The sequence below is a fragment of the Virgibacillus oceani genome (assembly GCF_014638995.1).
GTDB lineage: Bacteria > Bacillota > Bacilli > Bacillales > Amphibacillaceae > Virgibacillus_E > Virgibacillus_E oceani.
Genome location: NZ_BMFR01000024.1, coordinates 12,421 through 34,408, shown reverse-complemented (window position 1 = coordinate 34,408; position 21,988 = coordinate 12,421). Strand labels below are relative to the sequence as shown.

21 protein-coding genes and 1 pseudogene are annotated in these 21,988 nt (G+C 37.8%); 5 read left to right on the top strand and 17 right to left on the bottom strand.

The window, feature by feature from the left end:
• Positions 1-45 precede the first annotated feature (45 nt).
• Positions 46-396 (bottom strand): iron chaperone, encoded by a 351-nt coding sequence (locus IEV74_RS18025; protein WP_188456757.1) that lies wholly within the window; start codon positions 394-396, stop codon positions 46-48.
• Between the two features lie 223 nt (positions 397-619).
• Between IEV74_RS18025 and IEV74_RS18020 the strand changes: the two genes are divergently transcribed.
• Positions 620-1,654, top strand: coding sequence for a YkvI family membrane protein (locus IEV74_RS18020; RefSeq protein WP_188456756.1), 1,035 nt, complete (start codon positions 620-622; stop codon positions 1,652-1,654).
• Positions 1,655-1,858: 204 nt separating this feature from the next.
• The gene (locus tag IEV74_RS18015) at positions 1,859-2,026 is read left to right on the top strand and encodes a twin-arginine translocase TatA/TatE family subunit (RefSeq protein ID WP_188456755.1); all 168 of its coding nucleotides are present in this window, start codon (positions 1,859-1,861) and stop codon (positions 2,024-2,026) included.
• 258 nt (positions 2,027-2,284) lie between these two features.
• Here IEV74_RS18015 and IEV74_RS18010 read toward each other — a convergent pair whose 3' ends face one another.
• Positions 2,285-3,709, bottom strand: coding sequence for an MDR family MFS transporter (locus tag IEV74_RS18010; protein ID WP_188456754.1), 1,425 nt, complete (start codon positions 3,707-3,709; stop codon positions 2,285-2,287).
• Between the two features lie 342 nt (positions 3,710-4,051).
• Here IEV74_RS18010 and IEV74_RS18005 point away from each other — a divergent pair, with 342 nt between their 5' ends.
• On the top strand, positions 4,052-4,309 hold the full coding sequence (locus IEV74_RS18005) for an aspartyl-phosphate phosphatase Spo0E family protein (protein ID WP_188456753.1): 258 nt from the start codon (positions 4,052-4,054) through the stop codon (positions 4,307-4,309).
• Between the two features lie 94 nt (positions 4,310-4,403).
• Here the strand turns inward: IEV74_RS18005 and IEV74_RS18000 are convergent, their stop codons facing one another.
• The 3 genes from IEV74_RS18000 to IEV74_RS17990 all read right to left on the bottom strand — a co-directional run bounded on the left by IEV74_RS18000 (position 4,404) and on the right by IEV74_RS17990 (position 9,610).
• Complete coding sequence (locus tag IEV74_RS18000; protein ID WP_188456752.1) at positions 4,404-4,874, bottom strand: hypothetical protein; 471 nt, start codon at positions 4,872-4,874, stop codon at positions 4,404-4,406.
• Positions 4,875-5,246: 372 nt separating this feature from the next.
• Positions 5,247-7,049, bottom strand: a complete 1,803-nt coding sequence (gene glmS / locus IEV74_RS17995; RefSeq protein WP_188456751.1) for a glutamine--fructose-6-phosphate transaminase (isomerizing) — start codon at positions 7,047-7,049, stop codon at positions 5,247-5,249.
• Between the two features lie 755 nt (positions 7,050-7,804).
• Positions 7,805-9,610: a S9 family peptidase gene (locus tag IEV74_RS17990; protein WP_188456750.1), complete on the bottom strand. Its 1,806-nt coding sequence runs from the start codon at positions 9,608-9,610 to the stop codon at positions 7,805-7,807.
• A gap of 134 nt (positions 9,611-9,744) precedes the next feature.
• Here IEV74_RS17990 and IEV74_RS17985 point away from each other — a divergent pair, with 134 nt between their 5' ends.
• A complete protein-coding gene (locus IEV74_RS17985; RefSeq protein ID WP_188456749.1) occupies positions 9,745-9,954 on the top strand; it encodes a hypothetical protein in 210 nt (69 codons plus the stop codon).
• A 57-nt stretch (positions 9,955-10,011) separates the two neighbouring features.
• On the opposite strand, the pseudogene IEV74_RS17980 reads toward IEV74_RS17985, so the two are convergent.
• From IEV74_RS17980 to sigW, 9 genes and pseudogenes are all read right to left on the bottom strand, one after another.
• A pseudogene (locus tag IEV74_RS17980) lies at positions 10,012-10,680 on the bottom strand (ABC transporter ATP-binding protein).
• Positions 10,677-11,777, bottom strand: coding sequence for an ABC transporter permease (locus IEV74_RS17975; protein WP_188456748.1), 1,101 nt, complete (start codon positions 11,775-11,777; stop codon positions 10,677-10,679). Before IEV74_RS17975 ends, IEV74_RS17980 begins: the two are co-directional and overlap by 4 nt.
• A gap of 71 nt (positions 11,778-11,848) precedes the next feature.
• Positions 11,849-13,225, bottom strand: coding sequence for a HAMP domain-containing sensor histidine kinase (locus tag IEV74_RS17970; protein WP_188456747.1), 1,377 nt, complete (start codon positions 13,223-13,225; stop codon positions 11,849-11,851).
• Between the two features lie 110 nt (positions 13,226-13,335).
• Entirely contained in the window at positions 13,336-14,010 is a 675-nt protein-coding gene (locus tag IEV74_RS17965) for a response regulator transcription factor (RefSeq protein ID WP_188456746.1), read from the bottom strand.
• A gap of 67 nt (positions 14,011-14,077) precedes the next feature.
• Positions 14,078-15,424: a phosphoglucosamine mutase gene (gene glmM, locus IEV74_RS17960; RefSeq protein WP_188456745.1), complete on the bottom strand. Its 1,347-nt coding sequence runs from the start codon at positions 15,422-15,424 to the stop codon at positions 14,078-14,080.
• A gap of 104 nt (positions 15,425-15,528) precedes the next feature.
• A complete protein-coding gene (locus IEV74_RS17955; protein ID WP_188456744.1) occupies positions 15,529-16,755 on the bottom strand; it encodes a CdaR family protein in 1,227 nt (408 codons plus the stop codon).
• Positions 16,748-17,569: a diadenylate cyclase CdaA gene (gene cdaA / locus IEV74_RS17950; RefSeq protein WP_188456763.1), complete on the bottom strand. Its 822-nt coding sequence runs from the start codon at positions 17,567-17,569 to the stop codon at positions 16,748-16,750. The genes IEV74_RS17955 and cdaA overlap by 8 nt, the downstream gene beginning before the upstream one ends.
• Before the next feature lie 142 nt (positions 17,570-17,711).
• Positions 17,712-18,353, bottom strand: a complete 642-nt coding sequence (locus IEV74_RS17945; protein ID WP_188456743.1) for a zf-HC2 domain-containing protein — start codon at positions 18,351-18,353, stop codon at positions 17,712-17,714.
• A 14-nt stretch (positions 18,354-18,367) separates the two neighbouring features.
• Positions 18,368-18,931 carry an RNA polymerase sigma factor SigW gene (sigW, locus tag IEV74_RS17940; protein WP_188456742.1) on the bottom strand — a complete coding sequence of 188 codons (564 nt, stop codon included), beginning with the start codon at positions 18,929-18,931 and terminating at the stop codon, positions 18,368-18,370.
• Positions 18,932-19,080: 149 nt separating this feature from the next.
• Here sigW and IEV74_RS17935 point away from each other — a divergent pair, with 149 nt between their 5' ends.
• A complete protein-coding gene (locus tag IEV74_RS17935) occupies positions 19,081-19,236 on the top strand; it encodes an aspartyl-phosphate phosphatase Spo0E family protein (protein WP_188456741.1) in 156 nt (51 codons plus the stop codon).
• Positions 19,237-19,364: 128 nt separating this feature from the next.
• Here IEV74_RS17935 and rocF read toward each other — a convergent pair whose 3' ends face one another.
• The 3 genes from rocF to dnaN all read right to left on the bottom strand — a co-directional run bounded on the left by rocF (position 19,365) and on the right by dnaN (position 21,950).
• Positions 19,365-20,267, bottom strand: a complete 903-nt coding sequence (gene rocF, locus IEV74_RS17930; protein WP_188456740.1) for an arginase — start codon at positions 20,265-20,267, stop codon at positions 19,365-19,367.
• Between the two features lie 107 nt (positions 20,268-20,374).
• Positions 20,375-20,791, bottom strand: coding sequence for a FosM family fosfomycin resistance protein (fosM, locus tag IEV74_RS17925; protein WP_373284370.1), 417 nt, complete (start codon positions 20,789-20,791; stop codon positions 20,375-20,377).
• Positions 20,792-20,819: 28 nt separating this feature from the next.
• Positions 20,820-21,950 (bottom strand): DNA polymerase III subunit beta, encoded by a 1,131-nt coding sequence (gene dnaN / locus IEV74_RS17920; RefSeq protein WP_188456738.1) that lies wholly within the window; start codon positions 21,948-21,950, stop codon positions 20,820-20,822.
• Between the last annotated feature and the right edge of the window lie 38 nt (positions 21,951-21,988).

Genomic DNA, 21,988 nt, shown 5'->3' with positions numbered 1-21,988 from the left:
CCTGAAAAGTACACGGGGGGTTGCCTATTTCCGCCAAAAAGTTGATCAGTTTGCCTTATCTAAAATATTAAACTCAATTATGTTCTCAAGTAATGCGAAATCAACCGAGCGATCCCATGGGAAACGTATTAACTCTTTACTGTGAGTATACCCTGCCTGCACAATATCATCGGAAAAGTGAACAATCCCCGCTCTTTCAGGGGCTGCCGCCAAATGATGCTTGGCTACACTGAAACCAATAATATATGTACCATGATCGGTAAACATAGGTTGATTCCACTTAATTTCTGGTTTCAAATTTGGGAAATTATTCGTTACCCAATCCAATATTTCCTCCGTACGATTTCTATGTTCCACATTCCCAATATTCACTAAAAACTCCGCAAAAACTTCCATATTGTTCCCTCCATTTATATACTTTTAGTCCTTAAACATCTGCCATACGTTCTTCTCTAGCTATTTTAACATAAGGATCTCATTACTTTGGGGAACCTTTTTTTATTCTGCCCATTAAAATTTATGAAAGTTTCGCTGGACCTATTTTTAATCTAAATAGGGAAAGCTTGTCTTTTTATACCCCTAATCATCATAAGATAAGATATGATGAGGTGAATATATAATGAATCAACGAATTTCTATATTAATTTTGGCAGCAACATATGTTGGAACAGTTGTTGGTGCTGGTTTTTCATCGGGAAAAGAAATTGTTACATTTTTTAGCTTAAACGGATCGTTAGGAACCCTGGGAATCGCTATAAGTGGAATTTTATTTATTATAGCTGGAACGAAAATTATGGTGATTTCCGCCCGTATTCAGGCTTATTCTTTTCGTGAATTTAACGATTACTTATTTGGTATAAAGATCGGAAAAATTGTTAATATTTTCGTTTTTATAGTCATTATATGTGTTACTTCTGTCCTGTTGTCAGGTGCAGGTGCTGTATTTCATGAACAACTTGGTCTTCCTTATCAAACTGGGATTATTGTTACGCTTATTCTCTGTTATATCGTAATATTGAAGGGTTTGAAAGGCATTTTTGCAATCAACTCGTATACCGTTCCTATAATGATTATTTTCAGCCTGTTTGTGGTGTTTGCGATTTTCGGCCAAAACCCTCATAAACTAATGGAGCAAGTCATTCCAGGGCATGTATCAGAGGACTTATCATGGGCTGTTTCCCCGTTTACATATTCCGCATTTAACATTATTACCGCACAAGTCGTGCTTGTACCACTTGGGAATGAAATACGTGATGAACGTATTCTTAGGTGGGGAGGGTTTTGGGGTGGACTAATACTCTTTTTTTTATTATTAATAAATCATTTTTCATTGTCTGCATTTCCGGAAACATTTACGCATGAAATTCCGATAGCCGGGATAATTAAACGTTTTGGAATTTTTATTCATGTACTCTTTTTATTTGTAATTTATGGGGAGATCTTCAATTCCGTGGTTGGGAACGTTTTTGGGATAACACGTCAATTAAAGTCAACGTTCGGTCTCCGTTATCAGCAGACTGTATTGATTATCCTGCTTGTCATATTTCTAGTAAGTCAGGTGGGGTATGGGAAATTAGTTACGGTTTTGTACCCACTATTGGGATATATAAGTTTGTTTGCATTAGTTCATTTATTATTTAAAAAAATGCCGTAAAATAAAAAAACGATTTGGTTTAGCTAATTAAGAAACAAGTTAAAAACTAGTCTTTAAACTTCTTTAAACGAAAAATGCAATTGTTATGTTTGTTGTTTGTGCTTCTGTTCTAATAGTAGATTAAATTGCAAAATAAGGTTAAAATAATTTAGAAGTTATTAATACGATGGAGTAAGCAAATAATACCCTTCGGAGTGATGATATATGTTAAGTAATATTGGCTTTTCCGAATTAATTGTAATTCTTGTAGTTGCATTAATCGTTTTTGGCCCATCTAAAATGCCGGAGATAGGGAAATCCGTTGGCAGGGCATTAAATGAATTTAAAAATGCTACAAAAGATATCATAAATGATGAAAAAGATACGAAATAAAGTATTTGCTTTGCAGTTAGACGCAACACGTTGGCCATAATTATTCCAACCCATTGCAGCTATAGTGCCGTCGGATTTTAATTGCAGATTGAAAACGTATTCTTTCAATAATAAAAAACCAGTAGTAGTAATGCTTTAACTGCAACTGGCCTATAGCATTATATTATCGAAATCGTAAACAAAACATGTTCGGAGCTGTGACATTTATAACCTCATTCACAACTACAATTTTTAAAGCAGGATATAACTTAACCTCTTTTACCGGGCTTTTTCATCCACTAATTTGCCCGCTTCCTCTGAAGGATAGGTTTTCTTGATAAAAAAAGCCAAAATGACGCCAACAACGGAAAGCACAGTGATCACAATAAAGGCGACATTCACACCATAAATCATTGGGTTTAAGATCTTAGAGTCCAGCTTCGCCTCTTCTCCCGTTGTAGTCATAACCGTCACAAGAATCGCCGTTCCAATCGAAGCAGAGACCTGGCGCATGGTATTATTCATCGCTGTCCCATGTGCGATTAACCGTTTAGGCAATTGATTCAACCCAGCCGTTGTCACCGGCATCATCACCATCGACAATCCAAACATCCGAATAGCATAATAGATGGTGAGATAAGCAAACGAGGTAGAAGTCGTCAGGTATGCAAATGGCAATGTCGTGAGAGTCATGATAATTAATCCCGTAATCGACAGCCACTTAGCACCAATTTTATCAAAAATACGTCCCGTGATCGGTGACATCAAACCCATGATGAGTGCCCCGGGTAAAATAGCCAACCCGGACTCCATTGCTGTAAAGTCCCGCATATTTTGCATATAAAGCGGAATCAAGGTTTCGATCCCAATGAGCCCCATAAACGCGAGCATCCCAATGCCAGTCGTCAATGTGAAAATAAAATATTTAAATACCCTGAATTCCAGCATTGGGTGGGGTAGCCGCAGCTGCCGCACAATAAACAGAAACAAAGCAATCACGCCTATTGTTAAGGTGAGTATGGTTGTGAAATTTCCCCAGCCAAAGTTTCCTGCACAAGTGAAGCCATAAAGCAATCCTCCAAAACCAAACGATGATAGAATAATAGATAAGATATCGACTTTCGGACGTGTCAGCTCTGTAACATTTTGCATGACTCGCGCAGCAATGCCAATAAGCAAAAGGGAAATAGGCAGAATAACAAAGAACATGACGCGCCAGGAATAAGCGCTAATCAGCCAGCCTGACAGAGCAGGGCCAATTGCTGGAGCAAACTGGATAACCAGGCCAACCAATCCCATCGCAGCACCTCGCTTATGAATCGGATAAATTAACAAAAAGACCGTTTGCATCAGTGGCATCATAATCCCCGCACCAGCTGACTGCACAATTCGTCCAAATAAAAGAACACCGAAGTTCGGCGCAATCCCGGATATTAATGTTCCAAAGGCAAAAATGCTCATTGCGGAAATAAAGAGCTGCCGTGTTGTAAAGCGTTCAATTAAGAATGCTGTAACAGGAATCATCACACCATTGACGAGCATAAAAACAGTTGTTAACCACTGGCCCGTGTTGGCACTGATATGCATTTCCTTCATAATCGGAGGGATCGCCGTAATCATCGTTGTCTGATTTAAGATTGCTATAAATGCCCCGGCCAATAACAAGGATACAATTGTTTTTCGGTTATAAGTTTGGGATGCCATTATACCCACCTCATTCTATCTGTAAAAAAGATACTTTTATTATGACAAGTAACTATCATAACTTGTTTCCCAGCTATTTGAAAAGTAAGAAGCATTATTTCCTGCTTTTTTTATTCATGTCCTAACAACTACTTTAAACCTTGAGGAACGAGAGAGTAATCTAAACTATGTAAGCAGGAGAGCGTACGGCTTCTATTTATCAGTTTAGATTAATCTCCTTGCCAGGACAGATAAAATGTAGGAATTATAATAAAGTTCAATCAAAAACACTTCACAAAGCCGTATTTTACAAAAAACAGAGGAATCCATTTTGAAAAAAAGTTGATTGATCATTTTCTGCCTATGTTGTTAAACAATCGCCATTCCTTCCTTCATTTAATCGGAAAATATCAACATCTTTTAAGCCTTCGTCTGAAAAGGAGCAGCTTTTCCAATATTGAAGTTTCCACATTATCTTTAGAAATAGAACTGAAGAGAAATGAAATGATCCAAAATGGGTTGACCAACGGATTTACGGATAAAAAAACAATTAAGTTAAGCCAGGAACTCAATGAACTACTTAATCTATCTATTCAGGATAGGGAAATCCAAAATAAATAAGAGTCCATAGAATAGACTCTTAAAATCGAGAATTAACTTTCCTGTAAATCTTTCACTTTTCTATAAAATGTTGTCTTTTTATCCCCTGTCGTAGTCAATGATTCTCATTATGAGAATCAAAAAGCATTAGATATGCAAAAAACTCATCTGTATCTTGATTAACATGAGATGTGTCGATTCCACGTTCGATAATCATATCCACTTTTAGTTCTTCGCAATTGGAGGTTATTTCATTTAACTGGGGTTCAATAATGACAAGTATTCTTTCATTACCAGACGAAATCCTCATATGATTGTAGTAATGATCACTTTTTTCATTTCTTACTACTTCATACGAAATGAAATTTAAGTTACCCAAGTTAGATGTTATAGAATTTTTTATGTGTACATAAATATAGTTAATCATTGTCATTTTTAAGAAAATAGATTCGGATTCTGATAATTCCGTTTCGACAATATCTAATTTTTTTTGAAATGCGGAGATAACTTCATTAACTGATTGTAACGGTCGGATCTCATGGGAAAATTGCTGCTTCAAATATGCTTTATAATCTTCATGATCCACGTAATCGCCTCCATAAAAAAGAAATGTGAAAGATGCTCTAGAGAACATCCCGATATTATTACTATTGCATATGATCGCATAAGGTACTTTAACTATATCAGCAGTTACTATAATCTGCACCTTAGTTTTTTTAATTGGGCTTCTTGAATAAGCCATGATGTTTGCTGTGAATCAATAAATATAAAGGTTTATTGAATTGGCCATTGTCCAATAATATTCGTGGTACTCAACCAACCGGAGCTTGTTACATATACCATTAGACCGGAATCTAAGACTCTAAACATAAAAACACCCCTTTAGACAATCATATCCAAAGGGGTAAAACAGTCGAACTTTTTTAAATCCACAAAAACAAACCTTTTTTCGTACTATCTACTCCACCGTAACACTTTTCGCCAAATTACGAGGCTTATCAACGTCACAGTCTCGATGCAATGCTGCATAATATGCCAATAACTGTAATGGTACGACAGTTGCAAGCGGAGTTAATAATTCATGCACATGCGGCAGAACAAATGCATCACTATCTTGCTCTAAGCCCTTCATGCTAATAACCATAGCATTAGCCCCGCGTGCAGCAACTTCTTGCACATTGCTGCGGATGGCATAATTTACATCCGTTTGTGTCGCTAACGCAATAACTGGTGTACCTTCTTCAATGAGTGCAATCGTTCCGTGTTTTAATTCCCCTCCAGCAAAACCTTCTGCTTGAATATAGGAGATTTCTTTAAGCTTTAATGCACCTTCTAAACACACATAATAGTCACTGCTTCTTCCAATGAAAAAGGCATTGCGTGTAGTCTCTAAATAATTTCTTGCTAGATCTTCAATTGCCTCTTTTTGATCTGTTAAAACCTCCATAGCATTTGCAACAATCGCAAGCTCTTGCAATGGATCAAAGTCTAATTCAATACCTTTTGCCTGAGCTGTGTCTACAGCCAAAATAGCCAATACTGCAATTTGAGCAGTGTACGCTTTTGTTGATGCTACAGCAATTTCAGGTCCTGCATAAAGATTTAACGTATAATCCGCTTCACGAGAAAGGGTGGATCCTGGCACATTTGTAATCGTTAGTGCTGGATATCCCATTTCTTTAATTTTTACTAATACTGCACGGCTATCGGCAGTTTCCCCGCTTTGTGAAATAAACACAAATAACGGTTTTTCCGATAGAAGTGGCATATTGTACGAAAATTCACTTGCTACATGGACTTCAACTGGAACTTTTGCTAGTTTCTCAATAAATTCTTTACCAACTAAACCGGCATGGTAACTAGTGCCGCATGCAACAATATAAACACGGTCACATGCTTTCATTGCCTCGCGTACATCTTGATCAAGTTTAATTTGGTTGTTTTCATCTTGGTATTCCTGAATAATTTTACGCATTACAAATGGTTGTTCGTCGATTTCCTTCAGCATAAAGTGCGGATATGTTCCTTTTTCAATATCACTTGAATCAATCTGAGCTGTATAAGGTTTACGATCAACGACAGTCCCATTAAGCTTTTGAACCTCAACAAAGCTGCGGTTCACAAGTACAATTTCCTGGTCAAAAATTTCAAGATATTGATCCGTTACTTTTAAAGTAGCCATTGCATCACTTGCAACAACATTAAACCCTTGACCTAATCCAACCAATAATGGGCTTTTATTTTTTGCTACGTAAAGTGTATCCTGATCTTTTGCATCAATCATGCCAATCGCATACGAGCCCTTTAATAAACTGATTGTTTGGCGGAATGCTTCGACAGTATCCTGATGTTTCTCAAAAAACTTTTCAATTAGCTGAACGACTACTTCAGTATCTGTTTCACTAACAAATGTAACATCACTCAAATATTCTTTCTTCAAATCTTGATAATTTTCAATAACACCATTGTGAACAAGGGTAAATCTCTCAGACGCGCTTTGGTGCGGGTGCGCATTCCCTTCGCTTGGAACACCATGTGTCGCCCAGCGTGTATGACCAATTCCCATTGTTGCAGAAATACTGTTATCTACTCTGTCTCTTAGCGCTGCGATGCGCCCTTTTACCTTAAAAAGGTTCATTCCATTATCATTTAACATCGCGATTCCAGCTGAGTCATAGCCACGATATTCTAATTTTTCTAGTCCATTTAGTAATATTTCTTTAGTATCATTTTGTCCAATATATCCTACAATTCCACACATATCGTTGTTTCCTCCTCGTAATAAAGGGGCAACAAACGACCATAGATGACTCGACTAATATTTTGTAAATCGAGAAGGCAAAAGTCAATAAGGAAGAAAAGCAGCGATTAGCCCTTTTCATTCCGCTTTCGACCTTCCGCCTCTTATTTCTGTTCCGGAGCGTTTTGCTGCCCCTTTCTCGTGATTGTTTATCTATCATCTTGCCTCTCCTTTTGTACAACAGGTTGCCCCATTGCTTTGAAGGAAAAACGTATCGATTGAGATGTGCAATCGGGAGGAATCCGCCGAGAATTTCGATTAGCCTCCACCTCGTCAACTATCTTCCTCACCGTCCAGAAAATAGTTCAGGCGCTTTCCATTCATTTGTAACATCTATCCACCTTTCTATATTTGACTGAATTGTCCACCCTTCTTGATTTACTTCATTCCACATAATGAAACAACTTCAAAAAGCGTCCATATCATTTTAACCGATAATAAATAAGTTGGTCAATCATTATTTTTAGGGGTGGTATTATTTAATGTATGTAATTACCGACTTAAATGTTCATATCATTTTAAGGTTTGGATCGTATTACAGGTTAATTGGATCGTATTTTCCTTTTTTGGATCGTATTCCACTATAATCGGATCGTATTTCATGAATTTGGATCGTATTTATGCAGAATCGGATCGTATTAACTTATTTTTCCATATTAATTCAAACAAAAATGCAGAAGGAACCAAACAACCAAGCCCCTCCTGCAAACTTAATCCTATACGTATTGTTCTTTATCTTGGTATTTCGCTAAAAAATCAAGCATTCTCATGTAAACCTCAATTTCATTTTCTTTTTTGGAAAATCCATGTCCCTCATCGTCCAGCACAAGGTATTCAACTTCACGGCCTTTTTCTTGTAATTTAGCAACAATTTGATCTGACTCTTCTTTTACTACCCGAGGATCTTTAGCCCCTTGAATAACAAGCATCGGTTTCGTCATACCTTCTAGATATGTTACAGGTGAATCCCGTATAAACCGTTCTTTATCCTGCTCAGGATCGCCAAGCCAGCGATCCATTATTGGTTTCCAGTGTGGAGGCACTGAGTTCACAAATGTAAATAAATCGGATGGCCCGAATAAATCAACACATGCTTTAAAATACTCAGAATGGCGGCCATGCAGCAGCAACGTCATATAGCCGCCATAGCTTCCGCCAACAAGGAATAATTTATCGCGATCGACAATGTTATTAGCGAACAGCCATTCAATTCCAGCAACACAATCCAGTCGTGGTCCTTCTCCCCAATCCTGTTCAACTAATTTTACAAAGGATGAGCCATAGCCTGTGCTGCCCCGAAAATTCGGTGCAAAAATGCTATACCCACGGTTAATAAAACATTGGAACATCGAACGGAATGTTTTTCTTTCAGCGGCTTGCGGTCCCCCATGCGGCCAAAAGATTGTATGCCCATTATCATTTTCAGGCTTAGCTTTAAATAATAACGATTCAATTTCCATGCCATCATACGATTTATAAGAGACAACCTCAGGCTCTACCATGTCTTCACTGGTTACTCCTAATACCGTATTATTCGTCAAACGCTGCCACTTTTCTCCATCGTTTGAATGATAAATATTATGGGAAATTGTAGCACTAATTCCCAAAACATATAATGAACCTGATGGTGTTATTTGAATTTGACTAACCACATCAATAGGCAATGATAAACTCTTCAAATCGCCATCTGACAAATCATACCGATAAAGTCTGTCTTGAACACCATCCTCTGTTACAAGGTAAAGTGCATGATGCTTTTTATCATATTTCAATGTCTGTACACTCTCATGGTCAATTGTTACTTCAGATGTAAACTGTTTTGCAGCAAGATCAAATTTTGCCACATAGCTATATTCACTTTCATAATTAGTGATAAAGTAAACTGTTGTATCATCAACAAAAACCGGATCAAAAGTTACGTGGACGTTTTTCGGATCGGGAGTTAAGCTATGTTCTTTACCATCGGATTTCACAACACCGGTCACGTATGTATTAGCAAACGCACGCAAATATACAAACGCTTCTTCATTATCTGATACCGCTGCCAGTTCGGTTGGCGATATTTCTCCCGTATTCAATAGTTTGTCAGAGCCATCTCCTAAGTTACGTACCCGTGCATTTAAAAACGATGGATTTTCCTCAGATGTTATGTAGTAAACCCGCTCACCATCATCACTTAAATGGGAAAAGAAATACTTTTCATTTGCATCACCAGTGATTAATGCTTGTGGAAGTCCCCCATCAGCAGGAATTGCATAAATATGATGATTTTCATCCCCGTCATTATCAAATCCCGCTAAAACAAAACGATTTTCCGAATCAAATTTAATAAAACTGCAAGACTGGTCAACATGCGCAAATAAATAAGGAAACCTGTCAGGCAAATTCATTCCCCAAAGGTTCATTTTTCCATTTAAATTCGAACTGAATACAATTCGCTTCTCATCCTTACTTACTGCAAAATTTGTGATTGCATACGTTCTAAAAAATTGCTCAACGGTTGGTTTTGGAAACTGTAGCATCATATTCCCCCTAATTTAATTTTTGAATAGTCTACATTGTATGATAATTAAATTATATCTTATTTTATGACAGGATGATAGGAAAAAATCATAATTAAGATTTGTAAACACAAACTATTTGTGAGGTGAAGCTAATGAAGGACATGCCCAAAAAGAAATTCCCAATTCCAACAAAGGCAAATACCGATGGGGAAATTGGAATTCATAATGGCTTAAATGCCAATCATCCCTTTCAGTCAGAGGATAATTTTGCTGGAGATTCGGTAGATGAACACAAAAAATTGGAATCCGCTAATGAGGAATTAGCGGAAAAGGAAATAGCACAAGCATTCAACAACTCATAGCACGAACAACGAAAAAAATGTGCCGGGAAGTAATGATACTTCCCGGCACATTTAAATCTAGCTGACCAATTTCCCGTCTCTAATTTCAATCACCCTGTCACACAAATCAAGCACACGCTCATCATGCGTAACCATAATTCCTGACTTTCCACGGGATTTTATTTCGTCAGCAAGCATCTCCACCACTTCACGACCACGCTTGGAATCAAGACTTGCTGTCGGCTCGTCTGCAAAAATCAGTTTTGGGTCGTTTATCAGCGCACGGGCTATCGCTACACGCTGCCGCTGTCCCCCGGAAAGTTCATTTGGATAGTGCTCCATCCGTTCATCTAAACCAAAGTCCTTCAGAAGCTACTGCTGTTTTGTGAATGCCCTTTTGTTTTTCGCAAGCTTCCCTATAAGCCCTAATTGATCACGAACTTTTAAATACGGAATAAGATTAGCCGCCTGAAATACAAATCCTAACTTTTTCAATCGCAGTGCTGTAATCTGTTTTTGGGTAAGCTCCGATAAATCCTCACCATCTATTGCAATTGTCCCGCTTGTCGGTGATAACAATGCCCCTGCAATGGATAGCAATGTACTCTTTCCTGACCCTGATGGTCCAATCACAGCAACAAACTCACCAGCCTTTACATTTAATGAAATTGAATCTAGTGCCTTAAATTCCTTTGGGCCATCTTTATATACCTTTGAGATTTTTGCCAATTTAAGTGTATAACTCAATTTGCTCCCCCCTCAATTGCTTCAACTGGATCAATTTTTGCAATTTGAAATAGCGATAGCAGTGAACCAATAACTGCCATCGTTAAAATTAACAATGAATATTGCATCATACCCTCTGCTGTTAATTGAAACGGAATGCCAGCTGGTAGTGCCAGTTTAATCCCATATGTCACAAGTATTCCTAACCCGATACATATTACGGAGAGAAAAAGTACTTGGCCAACTAAACTGCGTATTAAGTACATTGTTCTAGCTCCCAATGCTTTTAATACTCCAAATTGATCACGTTTTTGTAATGTAATGACATAAAAGAATGCAGCAAGTACAAACGAAGATATAACAAACAGGAATACGATCATCATTGTCAGTGATGCCTGTTCCTGAGAATAGCTCGGAACATTAGTAAGTACTTCCTCTTTACTTGTTAGTACAAAATCATCTGATAGTTTAGATTGAATTGCATCGCCATTTGTTTCGTCAAAATTCAGCGCAATTGCATTTACCATATTTGCTGAATCGTCATTATTCCCCATCATTTGATAAAATATTTCCTCGGAAATAAAAACGACAGGAGTATGGCTATAACGCTGTCCTTCAACAAACCCTTTGACAATCAATTCTGTATTATTATTTCCTGCAGTTAACGTGTCACCGATTTTTACACCCTCACGTTTTAACGAGCTATCAATAAGAATTCCGTTGTCTTGATCTAAACCATTTCCTTCTGCAACAGGTGGAACAAGCATACCATTCGCTTCAGTTGCGAACATTGCAACATCGAGTTTCTGTTCGGAACCATGAAATCCAACTGACATCATTTGCAATGTCAGTGGGCTTGCATCTTTTACTCCATCTATATTTTTTATATCATCCCCCGCCAATGCTGGAATGGATGAACGATTTAATTGCTGTTCAATACTATCTTCAAGCACAAGGTAATCCGCTTGTAAATTTTGAATAGAAGATGCATTGTCTGCAGCAAGTCCTTTCGTCAACCCTGAAATGATGAAAATTAAACCCGCAATCAGAACCATAATAAGCCCTATTAACGCATAACGTAACTTTGCATATTTTAATTCACGTAATGCCAAAAACATCGTGATTACCTCCATTCCTTTTCTATACCTTTACTATAAAGGACGAATATGAATGGAATATGAACAGGTGGTTACGGTTTAGGCAAAAACACGCGGAATTCCGATCCCTTTCCAGGTTCACTTTCAACCATAATTGTTCCATCATGCAACTCAATTATTTTTTTAACGATTGCTAATCCAAGTCCTGTACTTGAGTCTGCTCTATTACGTGACTTATCCGCTTTATAAAAGCGATCAAACAGATTAGGAAGATCGGTGCTTTCAATCCCTATTCCCGTATCTGAGAATACTACGTGCACACCCTCCCTGTCCTCATTTGCTTTAATCGTTATCGTGCCACCTGGATTTGTGTAGCGAATTGCATTTGCAAGTAAGTTCATCCATACTTGATGCAGTAATTTCTGATCGCCAAAGACATTCGCGCTATCAAGCTCCATTTCAATGGCTTGTTCCTTTTCCCGCCACTGCCATTGTGTTGTTAAAACTACTTCTTTAATCTGATCTGTCAGACTAAACAAAAGTGTTTCCGTTTTTAAATCCTTATCCAGCACAGATAAAGTAAGTAACTGTTTACTTAACAAAGAAAGTCGCTTTGTTTCCTTTTCAATTATCTCTAAATATTGAATACGCTCATTCTCCGATAGATTCTCCTGTCTTAATGTCTGGGAAAAACCTTGAATCGAAGTCAATGGAGACTGAATTTCATGTGATACATTTGAAACAAACTCCTGGCGCTTCTCTTCTACTTTTTCTAAGCTGTTACTCATTTGTGAAAAATGGTTTGCCAAATCTCCTATTTCGTCTTGTCGTTTAACCGGTAATTTTAAATGGTAATTTCCTCCAGCAACTTTTTTTGTTGCCTCTGTCAGTGTTCGGATTGGTTTCACAATATAACGTGTACTCAATAACACTAATATAAAGCTGATGCACAACAGCAGCACAAGCAATATGGCTAGAAGCTTTCGAATTTCTCCAAATTGCTGCTGTGTATTTGCCCGTACAAACAGTGCATGATTTTCTCCATCGATGGTAATTGGAACCCCGACAGTATTTTTTAATTCATTACTAAAAAAACCAGTAATAAATAGTTTCCACGGGTAATTAGCAATTCCGTGATACGTTTTTCCATTTAGCACATCGACTACCTTTTCATGCTCAATCGATTCGTCATCAAATTTCATACCAATATGCGTTTCATTTCCAGCTTCGTCAACAAGATAGAATGTGTAACCCAAGTCTGTCATTTGCCCTAAATAATTCTCGATTCGTTCATTATTGTTATGTTTATAAATGTCCACAATATTCGTTGCAATTTGAGTTATTTTTTGATCATTCTTTGGCTTTAAGTAATAGTGATAATATACATTTGAAATGACAAATGCTATTAAAGCACTACTGATCATAATAATCATTGTTGTAACAATAATTCTTACATACAAGGTTTTCATCATAACTTCCTCCGAGCCTTTATATAAAAAGCGACCAATTAACGGCCGCTTTCAGTTTAAGTGTATGTTTCATTTATGAACAGAAGATGAACATGTAATTACAACCATGCTTAATCAGCTAATTCCAGTTTATAACCCATTCCTCTGACTGTCAGAATGGTAAAATCCTTTGTATTTCCTGCAAAGCGTTCACGAAGTCGTTTAATATGAACATCAACAGTCCGGTCGTTTCCTTCATAATCATTGCCCCAAACAAGCTCAATCAATTGTTCCCTGGAGAATATGCGATTTGGATAGCTTGCCAATTGGGCTAATAATTCAAATTCCTTCAGAGGCAGGATTAACGTTTTTCCTTGTGATTGAACTTCATAGCTGTTGCGATTAATTACAGTATTACCTAACTTGATTATTTCCTCATTAATCATTCGAAACCTTCTGAGCAGCGCCTTTATACGAAATAAGATCTCTTTTGGCTCAAATGGTTTGACGACATAATCGTCCGTACCTGCTAGATAGGCTTTTTCCTTGTCTGTGACTTCACCCTTTGCAGTAAGCATAATAACGGGAATATCATAAACAGTACGAATTTCTTCACAAAGCTGATAACCATCCATATTTGGCATCATTACATCGACAATTGCCAGATGAATATGTTCCTTTTCCAAAAGACCTGAAGCATCTAGACCATCGGCAGCCTCTATTATATTGTAGCCTTCTTTCCGCAAATAAAATCGTAATAATTCTCGAATATGTACATCATCATCAACTATTAATATCGTAATCAAGCCGACCCATTCCTCCTTGCTTACAAAAAAACTGCCCTTATAACGATAAGGGCAGTTTATTCCGAATTTATTCCTTCATCCCCAGTAAATCATCAATAACCTTCACAACCTGATCTACATAGCGTTCACAATCTTCCTTTGTTTCTGCTTCCACCATTACACGAACTAACGGCTCTGTTCCAGATGGGCGGACAAGAACACGTCCTTGACCAGCCATTTCCTTTTCAACTGAATTGATTGCCGCTTGTATTTCCGGGCTGGACAATGCTTTTTGCTTATCAGTTACCCTTACGTTTTTCAGCACCTGCGGATAAATTTCCATCTCTCCAGCTAGCTCGGATAATGGCTTTCCAGTTTCTTTCATTACATTTACTAACTGAAGCGCTGATAACATGCCATCTCCGGTTGTATTATAATCAAGGAAAATAATATGGCCAGATTGTTCTCCGCCAAGATTATATCCGCCATTTCGCATTTCTTCCATTACATAGCGGTCACCAACAGCTGTTTTGTCACTGCGCATTCCATTAGCTTCTAACGCTTTATAGAAACCAATGTTACTCATAACCGTTGAAACAACTGTATTATGGCGCAAGAATCCTTTCTCATTCATATACTTTGCGCAAATGTACATGATTTGATCTCCGTCAACAATATTACCTTTTTCATCAACAGCGATTAAACGGTCTCCGTCACCATCAAATGCAAGTCCAATGTTGGCATCCTTTTCCATAACGAAGGCTTGTAATGTTTCCGGATGTGTTGACCCTACCCCATCATTGATATTCAATCCATCCGGGGACGAACCAATTGTATAAATATCCGCTTCTAAATCAGCAAATAAATGTTGAGCCAAGCTGGAAGTTGCACCATGCGCACAATCCAAGGCAATTTTTAACCCAGCAAAGTCATTGTCAACGGAATCTTTTAGGAAGGATATGTACTTCTGCCCGCCTTCAAAATAGTCATTCACCTGCCCAAGATCAGCACCGGCTGGTCGAGGAAGGTTATCCTCCCCATCCATCAACAGCTCAATTTCATCTTCTTGTGCATCCGTTAGTTTAAAACCGTCTGGTCCGAAAAATTTAATACCGTTATCTTCAACAGGGTTATGAGAAGCAGAAATCATCACACCTGCTTCGGCTTTTGTTGCTTTAGTTAAGTAAGCAACCCCCGGTGTAGAGATTACACCTAGGCGCATCACTTCGGCGCCAATCGACAGCAATCCCGCAAGCAATGCTCCTTCAAGCATGTGGCCGGAAATTCGTGTATCCCTGCCAATTAACACTTTTGGTTTTTCCGTCTCTTTTGTTAAAACATATCCGCCAAATCGTCCTAATTTAAATGCTAATTCAGGTGTTAACTCCTTATTGGCAACTCCTCTAACACCGTCTGTTCCAAAATATTTACCCATGTTGTATCTCTCCTTCTTTCCCATTTAACCAACTCTTACAAAGTGAGAGCAATGTCTTTTTACCAACGATCCTGATGTTTAAAGTTACGTTTCTACCGCTGCAGTTAAGCAATCCTAACAGTGATCTCTCCAAATTCACTTTCATATGTTATATTTTCTGGACCTTTTATTGTGATTGGAATTGTATGTTCACCGCTTTTTAAACCTTCTACATCTACAGTTAACGTAACATCCTCAGCAGATAGCTTGCTTACATCCTTTTGATCGCCAATAGCTGTAATATTCATGCTTGGACTTTCTGGTTCGACAAACGATACTTCTTGTCCATCGTTCGTGTTTTGAACTTCAACCGGGATATCCTCAATCGTCTTTGTTTGTTCAAGCTCAACAGTGACCTCTATCGTTTCTTTATCAGGAATCGTTGCACCATCCGGCAATTCCAATCCTACATCCATTGTTCCTGACTCGGTTATTTCCGATAAATTAATATCCTTTGTGGAAATTTCTTTTATATCTGCTAATACTTCATTTGTCGCAAATACTTCAACTTCCTCTGTATCAGTGGATATGGTCGTTAATGAATAACCTTCTGGCAGTTTTCCTTTTGTTGCGACACTAACAGGAACTGTCTTGCTTGGGTTGTCCACATCTGCAGACACCTCAACATTTTGAGGCTCCACATTTACATTTAATTCGTTCCCTTGACTGTCATATACGTTTACGGGAACCTCCCGATTATTAATTGGTTCAGTTAGATCTTTCACATCGACAAATACTTTCACAATTGCAATCTGTTCGACAACACTTTTCGAACTTGTTATGGTAACTGTCGATGGGTTTACTTCCGCTTCACCAATTTCATATCCTTCGGGAAGCTGATCCATATTGATATAATCTACATTAACAGTAAACTCTTTTGAAGCACGTTCCTCAATTACAACATCAATTGTCTTTGGCTCAATATATACCTGCAAATCATCCGGAACATCTTCATATTGAATCTCAACCGAATGCTCTCCTTCACCAAGACCTTGTAAATCAACATATATATCAAAGCTTTTTTGTTTTACTGTTGTTGCCAAATCACTCTCAGAGCCTTCAAAGGTAACGTCTACAAACTCTGGAACACCGCTCACGACAAAATTCTTGTCAATGCGGATGTCTACTGGCACATCTTTTACAGTCTGCAGGTCGCTTGAAGTCCCTGGTAATTCAAATCGTTTATCATCACCTTCATTATTTATAGTACCATTCACAAAAATGAAAAGTACTATCGCGAAGGCTAGAGAAACAGCTCTGACAAACCATTTGCTTTTAAACCAATTATCCATTTTTTCTCCCCCTTCTATTCCATAACTTTCCTTCAGGGGCTTTTAATGTTAACAATAAATTTTCGCGCAGGAAATCTCTTAAGTTCTCTTGATCCAAATCCCTATGTAACTCACCGTTTTTGGTACAGGAAATATTCCCTGTTTCCTCTGATACCACAATCGTAATAGCATCTGTTACCTCACTGATCCCCATTGCTGCACGGTGTCTTGTTCCTAGTTCTTTAGAGATAAATGGACTTTCAGATAGCGGTAAATAACAGGCAGCTGCTACAATTTCATCACCGCGCATAATAACAGCGCCATCATGCAATGGTGTATTTGGTGTAAATATATTTGTAAGTAACTGATGTGTCAGACTGCCATTTATTTGTATACCTGTTTCTGCATAATCACCTATGCCAGTTTCACGTTCAAGGGTAATCAGTGCTCCAATACGCCGCTTTGCCATATAATTTGCAGCCTGCACGATTGCCTCTACCCTTTGTTCCAGAATTTCCTCTTCCGATTTCGTATTTCTGGCAAATATATTTCCCCGACCAAGCGTTTCCAGGGCCCTTCTAAGTTCTGGCTGAAACAATATTACAGTTATTAGTATCCCCCATGTTATCGCCCTACTTGTGATCCACTGAATGGTTTGGAGGTTAAACACAATACTTAACAACCACACAGCCAAAACTACAATAATTCCTTTAAGGAGCTGTATTGCCTTCGTTCCTCTGATCAGCATGATTAATTTATATAAAACATACCAGACGAGAGCAATATCAACACCAATTCTAAGAAGGTCCAATAATTCAAATCCCCCATCAAGCATGTTCACACTTCCTTCTGTCCATAAGAATTCTTCCTATCTGCATATAATAACAGTATATATTATACCATATTTTCACAAACTTTATGGGAGATTGAAACAAAAAAACCTAGGGATACCTAGGTTAAAAATCTATATGCTGCATTTACTTGTTGTCTACGGAAAAAATGCTTTCAAATATGTTACGCAAATGGTACCACATCCATTCAAACACCTGGTCAACTTGTTCTATTTTTCCGTTAACCTCACCAACTGAAGCCATGAGGCCTTCTCCTTCAATCGAGTTGTCAAGAAGCTTCCCATTAATTAAAGTAACGTTGCCATCTACCGTACCATCAATTCTCAAATCGCCATTTTTAACTACTAAATCACCTGCAACAGTTACACCTTCAGGAACGACCACGGTATCTCCTTTAATAATTAAGTCATCCTGTTTCGATACAATTAATTGACTGTCATGGTTGTAAGCAGAAAATACGCCACTAAACATAAAGATAAAAAATATTGCAGCTGCAGTCAGTACCGGATGTGCTTTAAACCAACGCATGTAACTGACACGTTTCTTTTCCTTAGGCAATTTGGCCATAACGTTTTGTGTGAAATTGGATGGTGCCGTTATTTGCCCCGTACTTTGAATCCATGTAATAGTCCGTTTTAATTCATGAAAGTGCTTTTGACAATCCTCACATGTTTCGAGATGTTGAATGAGACCTGCTTCTTCCGCTTTAGTCAAATCCCCATCTAAATATTTATGCATAAGCTCGACTGCTTCTTTTTTACAATTCAAGTGAATTCACTCCTTTACACGTGACGAAGCTTTTTCCGTAATGCTTCCCGTCCCCGATGAATCCGAGTTTTTACTGTTCCAAGTGGAATATCCAATATGTCACTAATTTCCTTTAGTGAAAAGTCCTCTAAATATCGTAATATAATTATTGTCCGATATTTGGGTGGCAACTCGGAAATTTCATGATGAATATAGCTTTTTAATTCCAGACTTTCCACTTCCTCTTCCGGCAATGGACTATCCGTCTCAAGCTGTGAGTACATATCCAAACCATCTGCACCCTTAATCTCAGCATCGAGATAATAATCCGGTTTTCGTTTTCGTATGCGATCGATTGTCAAATTAGTGGCGATACGATATAGCCACGTAGAGAATTTTCGTTTGTCATCATACGAATGGATATTAACATATGCCCGAACAAAAGCTTCCTGCGCTATATCCTCCGCCTCGTGTACATTACCAAGCATCCGGTAACAATGCTGGTAAATTTTATTCTGATAAAAGGCGACAACATCTTCAAATGCTGCCTGATCGCCCTTTTTCACCTGTTTAATTTTCTCTTTAATCATAAATTCCATGCTAAGTACCTCCGCTAACAATGCGGTATTTATGTTACGAATAATACTGCAAAAAGGTTTCACTTATTTTTAAAATTATTTTCTGAGTTTACAATTTCAAATATATGGGTATTTTCATACTATATTATACTAGATAGGAGGACATTTTTGTGAATAAATCTATATTATTGGAAAAAATAGAGCAATGTCGTGAAGAAATGATCACTTTAAGTTGTTCCTATGGGTTAACCGCAGATGTTGTCGTACAATCTAGTAAACAGCTTGACAAGCTTTTGAATGAATATATCGGGGAAGTAAGTGCTTGACCTTCATTTTGGCTATTAAGCCCTAACGGATGAAGCGCCAATTTTCTATCACGAAATATAAACTAATCCAATTACAACAAAAGACAACAAATATCATTATAATAGAAATTTGTTGTCTTTTGTTATACCTATTTTAATTTTTCGCCAAACAAAGATCCCATTAATCCGACAGCAACTGTCGCTGTTTTATTTTTATCGTCCAAGATTGGGTTTACTTCGACAAACTCCGCGGATGTTAGAATATCCGACTCTGCTAGCATTTCCATTGCTAGATGACTCTCACGATACGTCATTCCGCCAAGTACTGGAGTTCCCACGCCTGGTGCCTCAGAAGGATCCAATCCATCAAAGTCAAGGCTAAGATGAACACCATCCGTACGATCCTTCAAGTAATCAATTGTTTCAGCCATTACCTTTGTCATTCCCATGCGGTCAATTTCATGCATTGAATATACTTTGATTCCTTTTTCTTTAATGAGATCTTTTTCACCCGGATCAAGGGAGCGAGCACCGACAATTACAATATTTTCTGGTTTAATTTTTGGCTGATAATCCAGCATGTTCGTCAGCTTTTCATGGCCAATACCTAAGCTAACTGCAAGCGGCATGCCATGAATATTTCCTGAAGGTGAAGTTTCACCGGAATTCAGATCACCGTGTGCATCGTACCAGATCACACCAAGATTTTCGTAATGCTTGGAAATACCAGCTAAGCTCCCGATTGCAATACTATGATCTCCACCTAATACTAATGGAAAACGATCTTTTTCTATTTCCTGATCAACCATTTCTGCTAGCTTTTGGTTTCCCTCCGCTACCTGGGGTAAATTACGTAAATTGCCTTCTTGTTTATCATTCTTACTGTCTGGACGATTGATCGTAATATCTCCTAAATCATTAACATCAAATTGTAAGCGTTCTAATTTTTCAACAACACCAGCATAGCGTATTGCACTAGGTCCCATATCGACACCGCGTCTGCTTTGACCTAAATCCATTGGCACGCCAATAATAGACATATTCCTATTCATAGTTTATAGCCCTCCTCTATCCCTTATTTTAGCCAAAAAATAGCGAATGACTCAACTCGACATTTTGGTGTATATATATACAGTGGTTAGAGGCAGGAAGTCAGAAATCAGAAAAATTCCATATGCGGTTTTGTCTCCCTGTAATAATCCAGCCTATCCTGCAATGTTCCTGTGTGAAACTCAAATTTATGGCCGTCCGGATCAGTAAAATAGATAGACTTCCTGTCCCGTTTATCACGTTCTCTTCCAGAAAGAATAGAAACATTTAGCATTTGCAGCTTTTCATAGACTATCTCAAAGTCCGCTTCATCGATTGAAAAAGCAAGGTGTGTATAGGATTCCTTAATTTCATTTCTTGGGATATCCTTTTCCTCATTTAATGCAAGCCAAATACCATTCACATTAAAATACGCGGTTGTTCGTCCTTTTACGAGCAATTTTGCGGCAAACACATTTTCATAAAATTCGATAGATGTGTCCAGGTCCGATACTGAGAAAAGCAAATGATTTATTCCTTTTACAATACTCATTGCATCACCTTCCAAACTAATTTTATCCCCTTAAGGGAGAAATCAAATGAAGATATGAATCACCCTCCAAAGGCTCTATGCGAATTGGACGATAGGGACCTGACAAGATTAATTTAATAGACGTATCTTCTATTGCCTGAAGTGACTGTTTCATATACTCTCCGTCAAAAATAATATGAAAATCAGTATCTCCAGCTACTTGAATCACTGCTTGACTCTCTTTAATTTCCCCTATTTCTCCCGCATCCGATTTAAGTGTAATTGTCTTTTTCCCACCGACCTTCATTGCAACATTATGATTTTTCTTTGAAGAAGCTAATAAAATCATACGGTCAATTCCTTTTAAGAATTCAGCTGTTTCAACAATAATCTCTGTATTTGTTTCTGCAGGAATAAGCTTTCCAACATTAGGAAATGAGCTTGTGATTAGTTTTGAATATAATTGAATATCTCCCCCTTGAAAAAGAATAAACCGATTGGAAAAAGTAATCGTAATTTCTTTGTCATCGTTTTTAAAGCAATGCAGGCACTCAGCTAAAGCCTTTGCAGGTATTGTGTACGAACCATTAATTTCTTTTCCAGCATGGGATTGTCTAGTTAATACTAGCCTTTGAGAATTAGTCGCTATGGAATACCATTTCTTTTTATCAAAAACCCAGTTAACACCTGTTAATGCCGGATTTGCATCATGATGCGACACAGCAAATAGTGTCTGTTCAATCACTTTCCTTAGCGTATCTGTATGAATTTGAATCATGGTCGCCTGTTCTAAAAACGGTTGATTAGGAAATGCAGAAGGGTCCATTCCGCTTAATGTTGTACTAATATTTTCCGATTCAATCTTTAGTTGAAAGTTCTCATTTACCTTCATATGTATTTTCCCGGGAAGTTTTTTAAGGAGTTCAACAAAATATGCAGGAGAAATAAGTATGCTTCCTGATCTGATAACGTGAATAATTTGACCTTCATTATCCATACATGGTAAAAATCGTTTCATAGTAAGCACGGAATTAACAGCTTCGATGATAATTCCTTCTGTGTCAGCTGAAATTTTTAAAGAAGCTAATTCAGATTGTGCAGTTTTTGCCTGGATAATCCGGCTAACGCTAAAAACAGCATTTTTAAAAGCAGTTGTATTTACGTTAAATTCCATTGATCCATCTCCCTATCAGACAATTTTGTAATTAGTTT

Coding starts and splice junctions, on each gene's coding strand:
- glmM (WP_188456745.1), bottom strand. CDS start 15,424: ATGGGTAAATATTTTGGAACAGACGGTGTTAGAGGAGTTGCCAATAAG.
- cdaA (WP_188456763.1), bottom strand. CDS start 17,569: ATGCTTGATGGGGGATTTGAATTATTGGACCTTCTTAGAATTGGTGTT.
- IEV74_RS18020 (WP_188456756.1), top strand. CDS start 620: ATGAATCAACGAATTTCTATATTAATTTTGGCAGCAACATATGTTGGA.
- IEV74_RS17970 (WP_188456747.1), bottom strand. CDS start 13,225: ATGAAAACCTTGTATGTAAGAATTATTGTTACAACAATGATTATTATG.
- IEV74_RS18015 (WP_188456755.1), top strand. CDS start 1,859: ATGTTAAGTAATATTGGCTTTTCCGAATTAATTGTAATTCTTGTAGTT.
- dnaN (WP_188456738.1), bottom strand. CDS start 21,950: ATGGAATTTAACGTAAATACAACTGCTTTTAAAAATGCTGTTTTTAGC.
- rocF (WP_188456740.1), bottom strand. CDS start 20,267: ATGAATAGGAATATGTCTATTATTGGCGTGCCAATGGATTTAGGTCAA.
- IEV74_RS18010 (WP_188456754.1), bottom strand. CDS start 3,709: ATGGCATCCCAAACTTATAACCGAAAAACAATTGTATCCTTGTTATTG.
- glmS (WP_188456751.1), bottom strand. CDS start 7,049: ATGTGTGGAATTGTAGGATATATTGGACAAAATGATACTAAAGAAATA.
- sigW (WP_188456742.1), bottom strand. CDS start 18,931: ATGGAATTTATGATTAAAGAGAAAATTAAACAGGTGAAAAAGGGCGAT.
- IEV74_RS17990 (WP_188456750.1), bottom strand. CDS start 9,610: ATGCTACAGTTTCCAAAACCAACCGTTGAGCAATTTTTTAGAACGTAT.
- IEV74_RS18005 (WP_188456753.1), top strand. CDS start 4,052: ATGTTGTTAAACAATCGCCATTCCTTCCTTCATTTAATCGGAAAATAT.
- IEV74_RS18025 (WP_188456757.1), bottom strand. CDS start 396: ATGGAAGTTTTTGCGGAGTTTTTAGTGAATATTGGGAATGTGGAACAT.
- IEV74_RS17985 (WP_188456749.1), top strand. CDS start 9,745: ATGAAGGACATGCCCAAAAAGAAATTCCCAATTCCAACAAAGGCAAAT.
- IEV74_RS17955 (WP_188456744.1), bottom strand. CDS start 16,755: ATGGATAATTGGTTTAAAAGCAAATGGTTTGTCAGAGCTGTTTCTCTA.
- IEV74_RS17975 (WP_188456748.1), bottom strand. CDS start 11,777: ATGTTTTTGGCATTACGTGAATTAAAATATGCAAAGTTACGTTATGCG.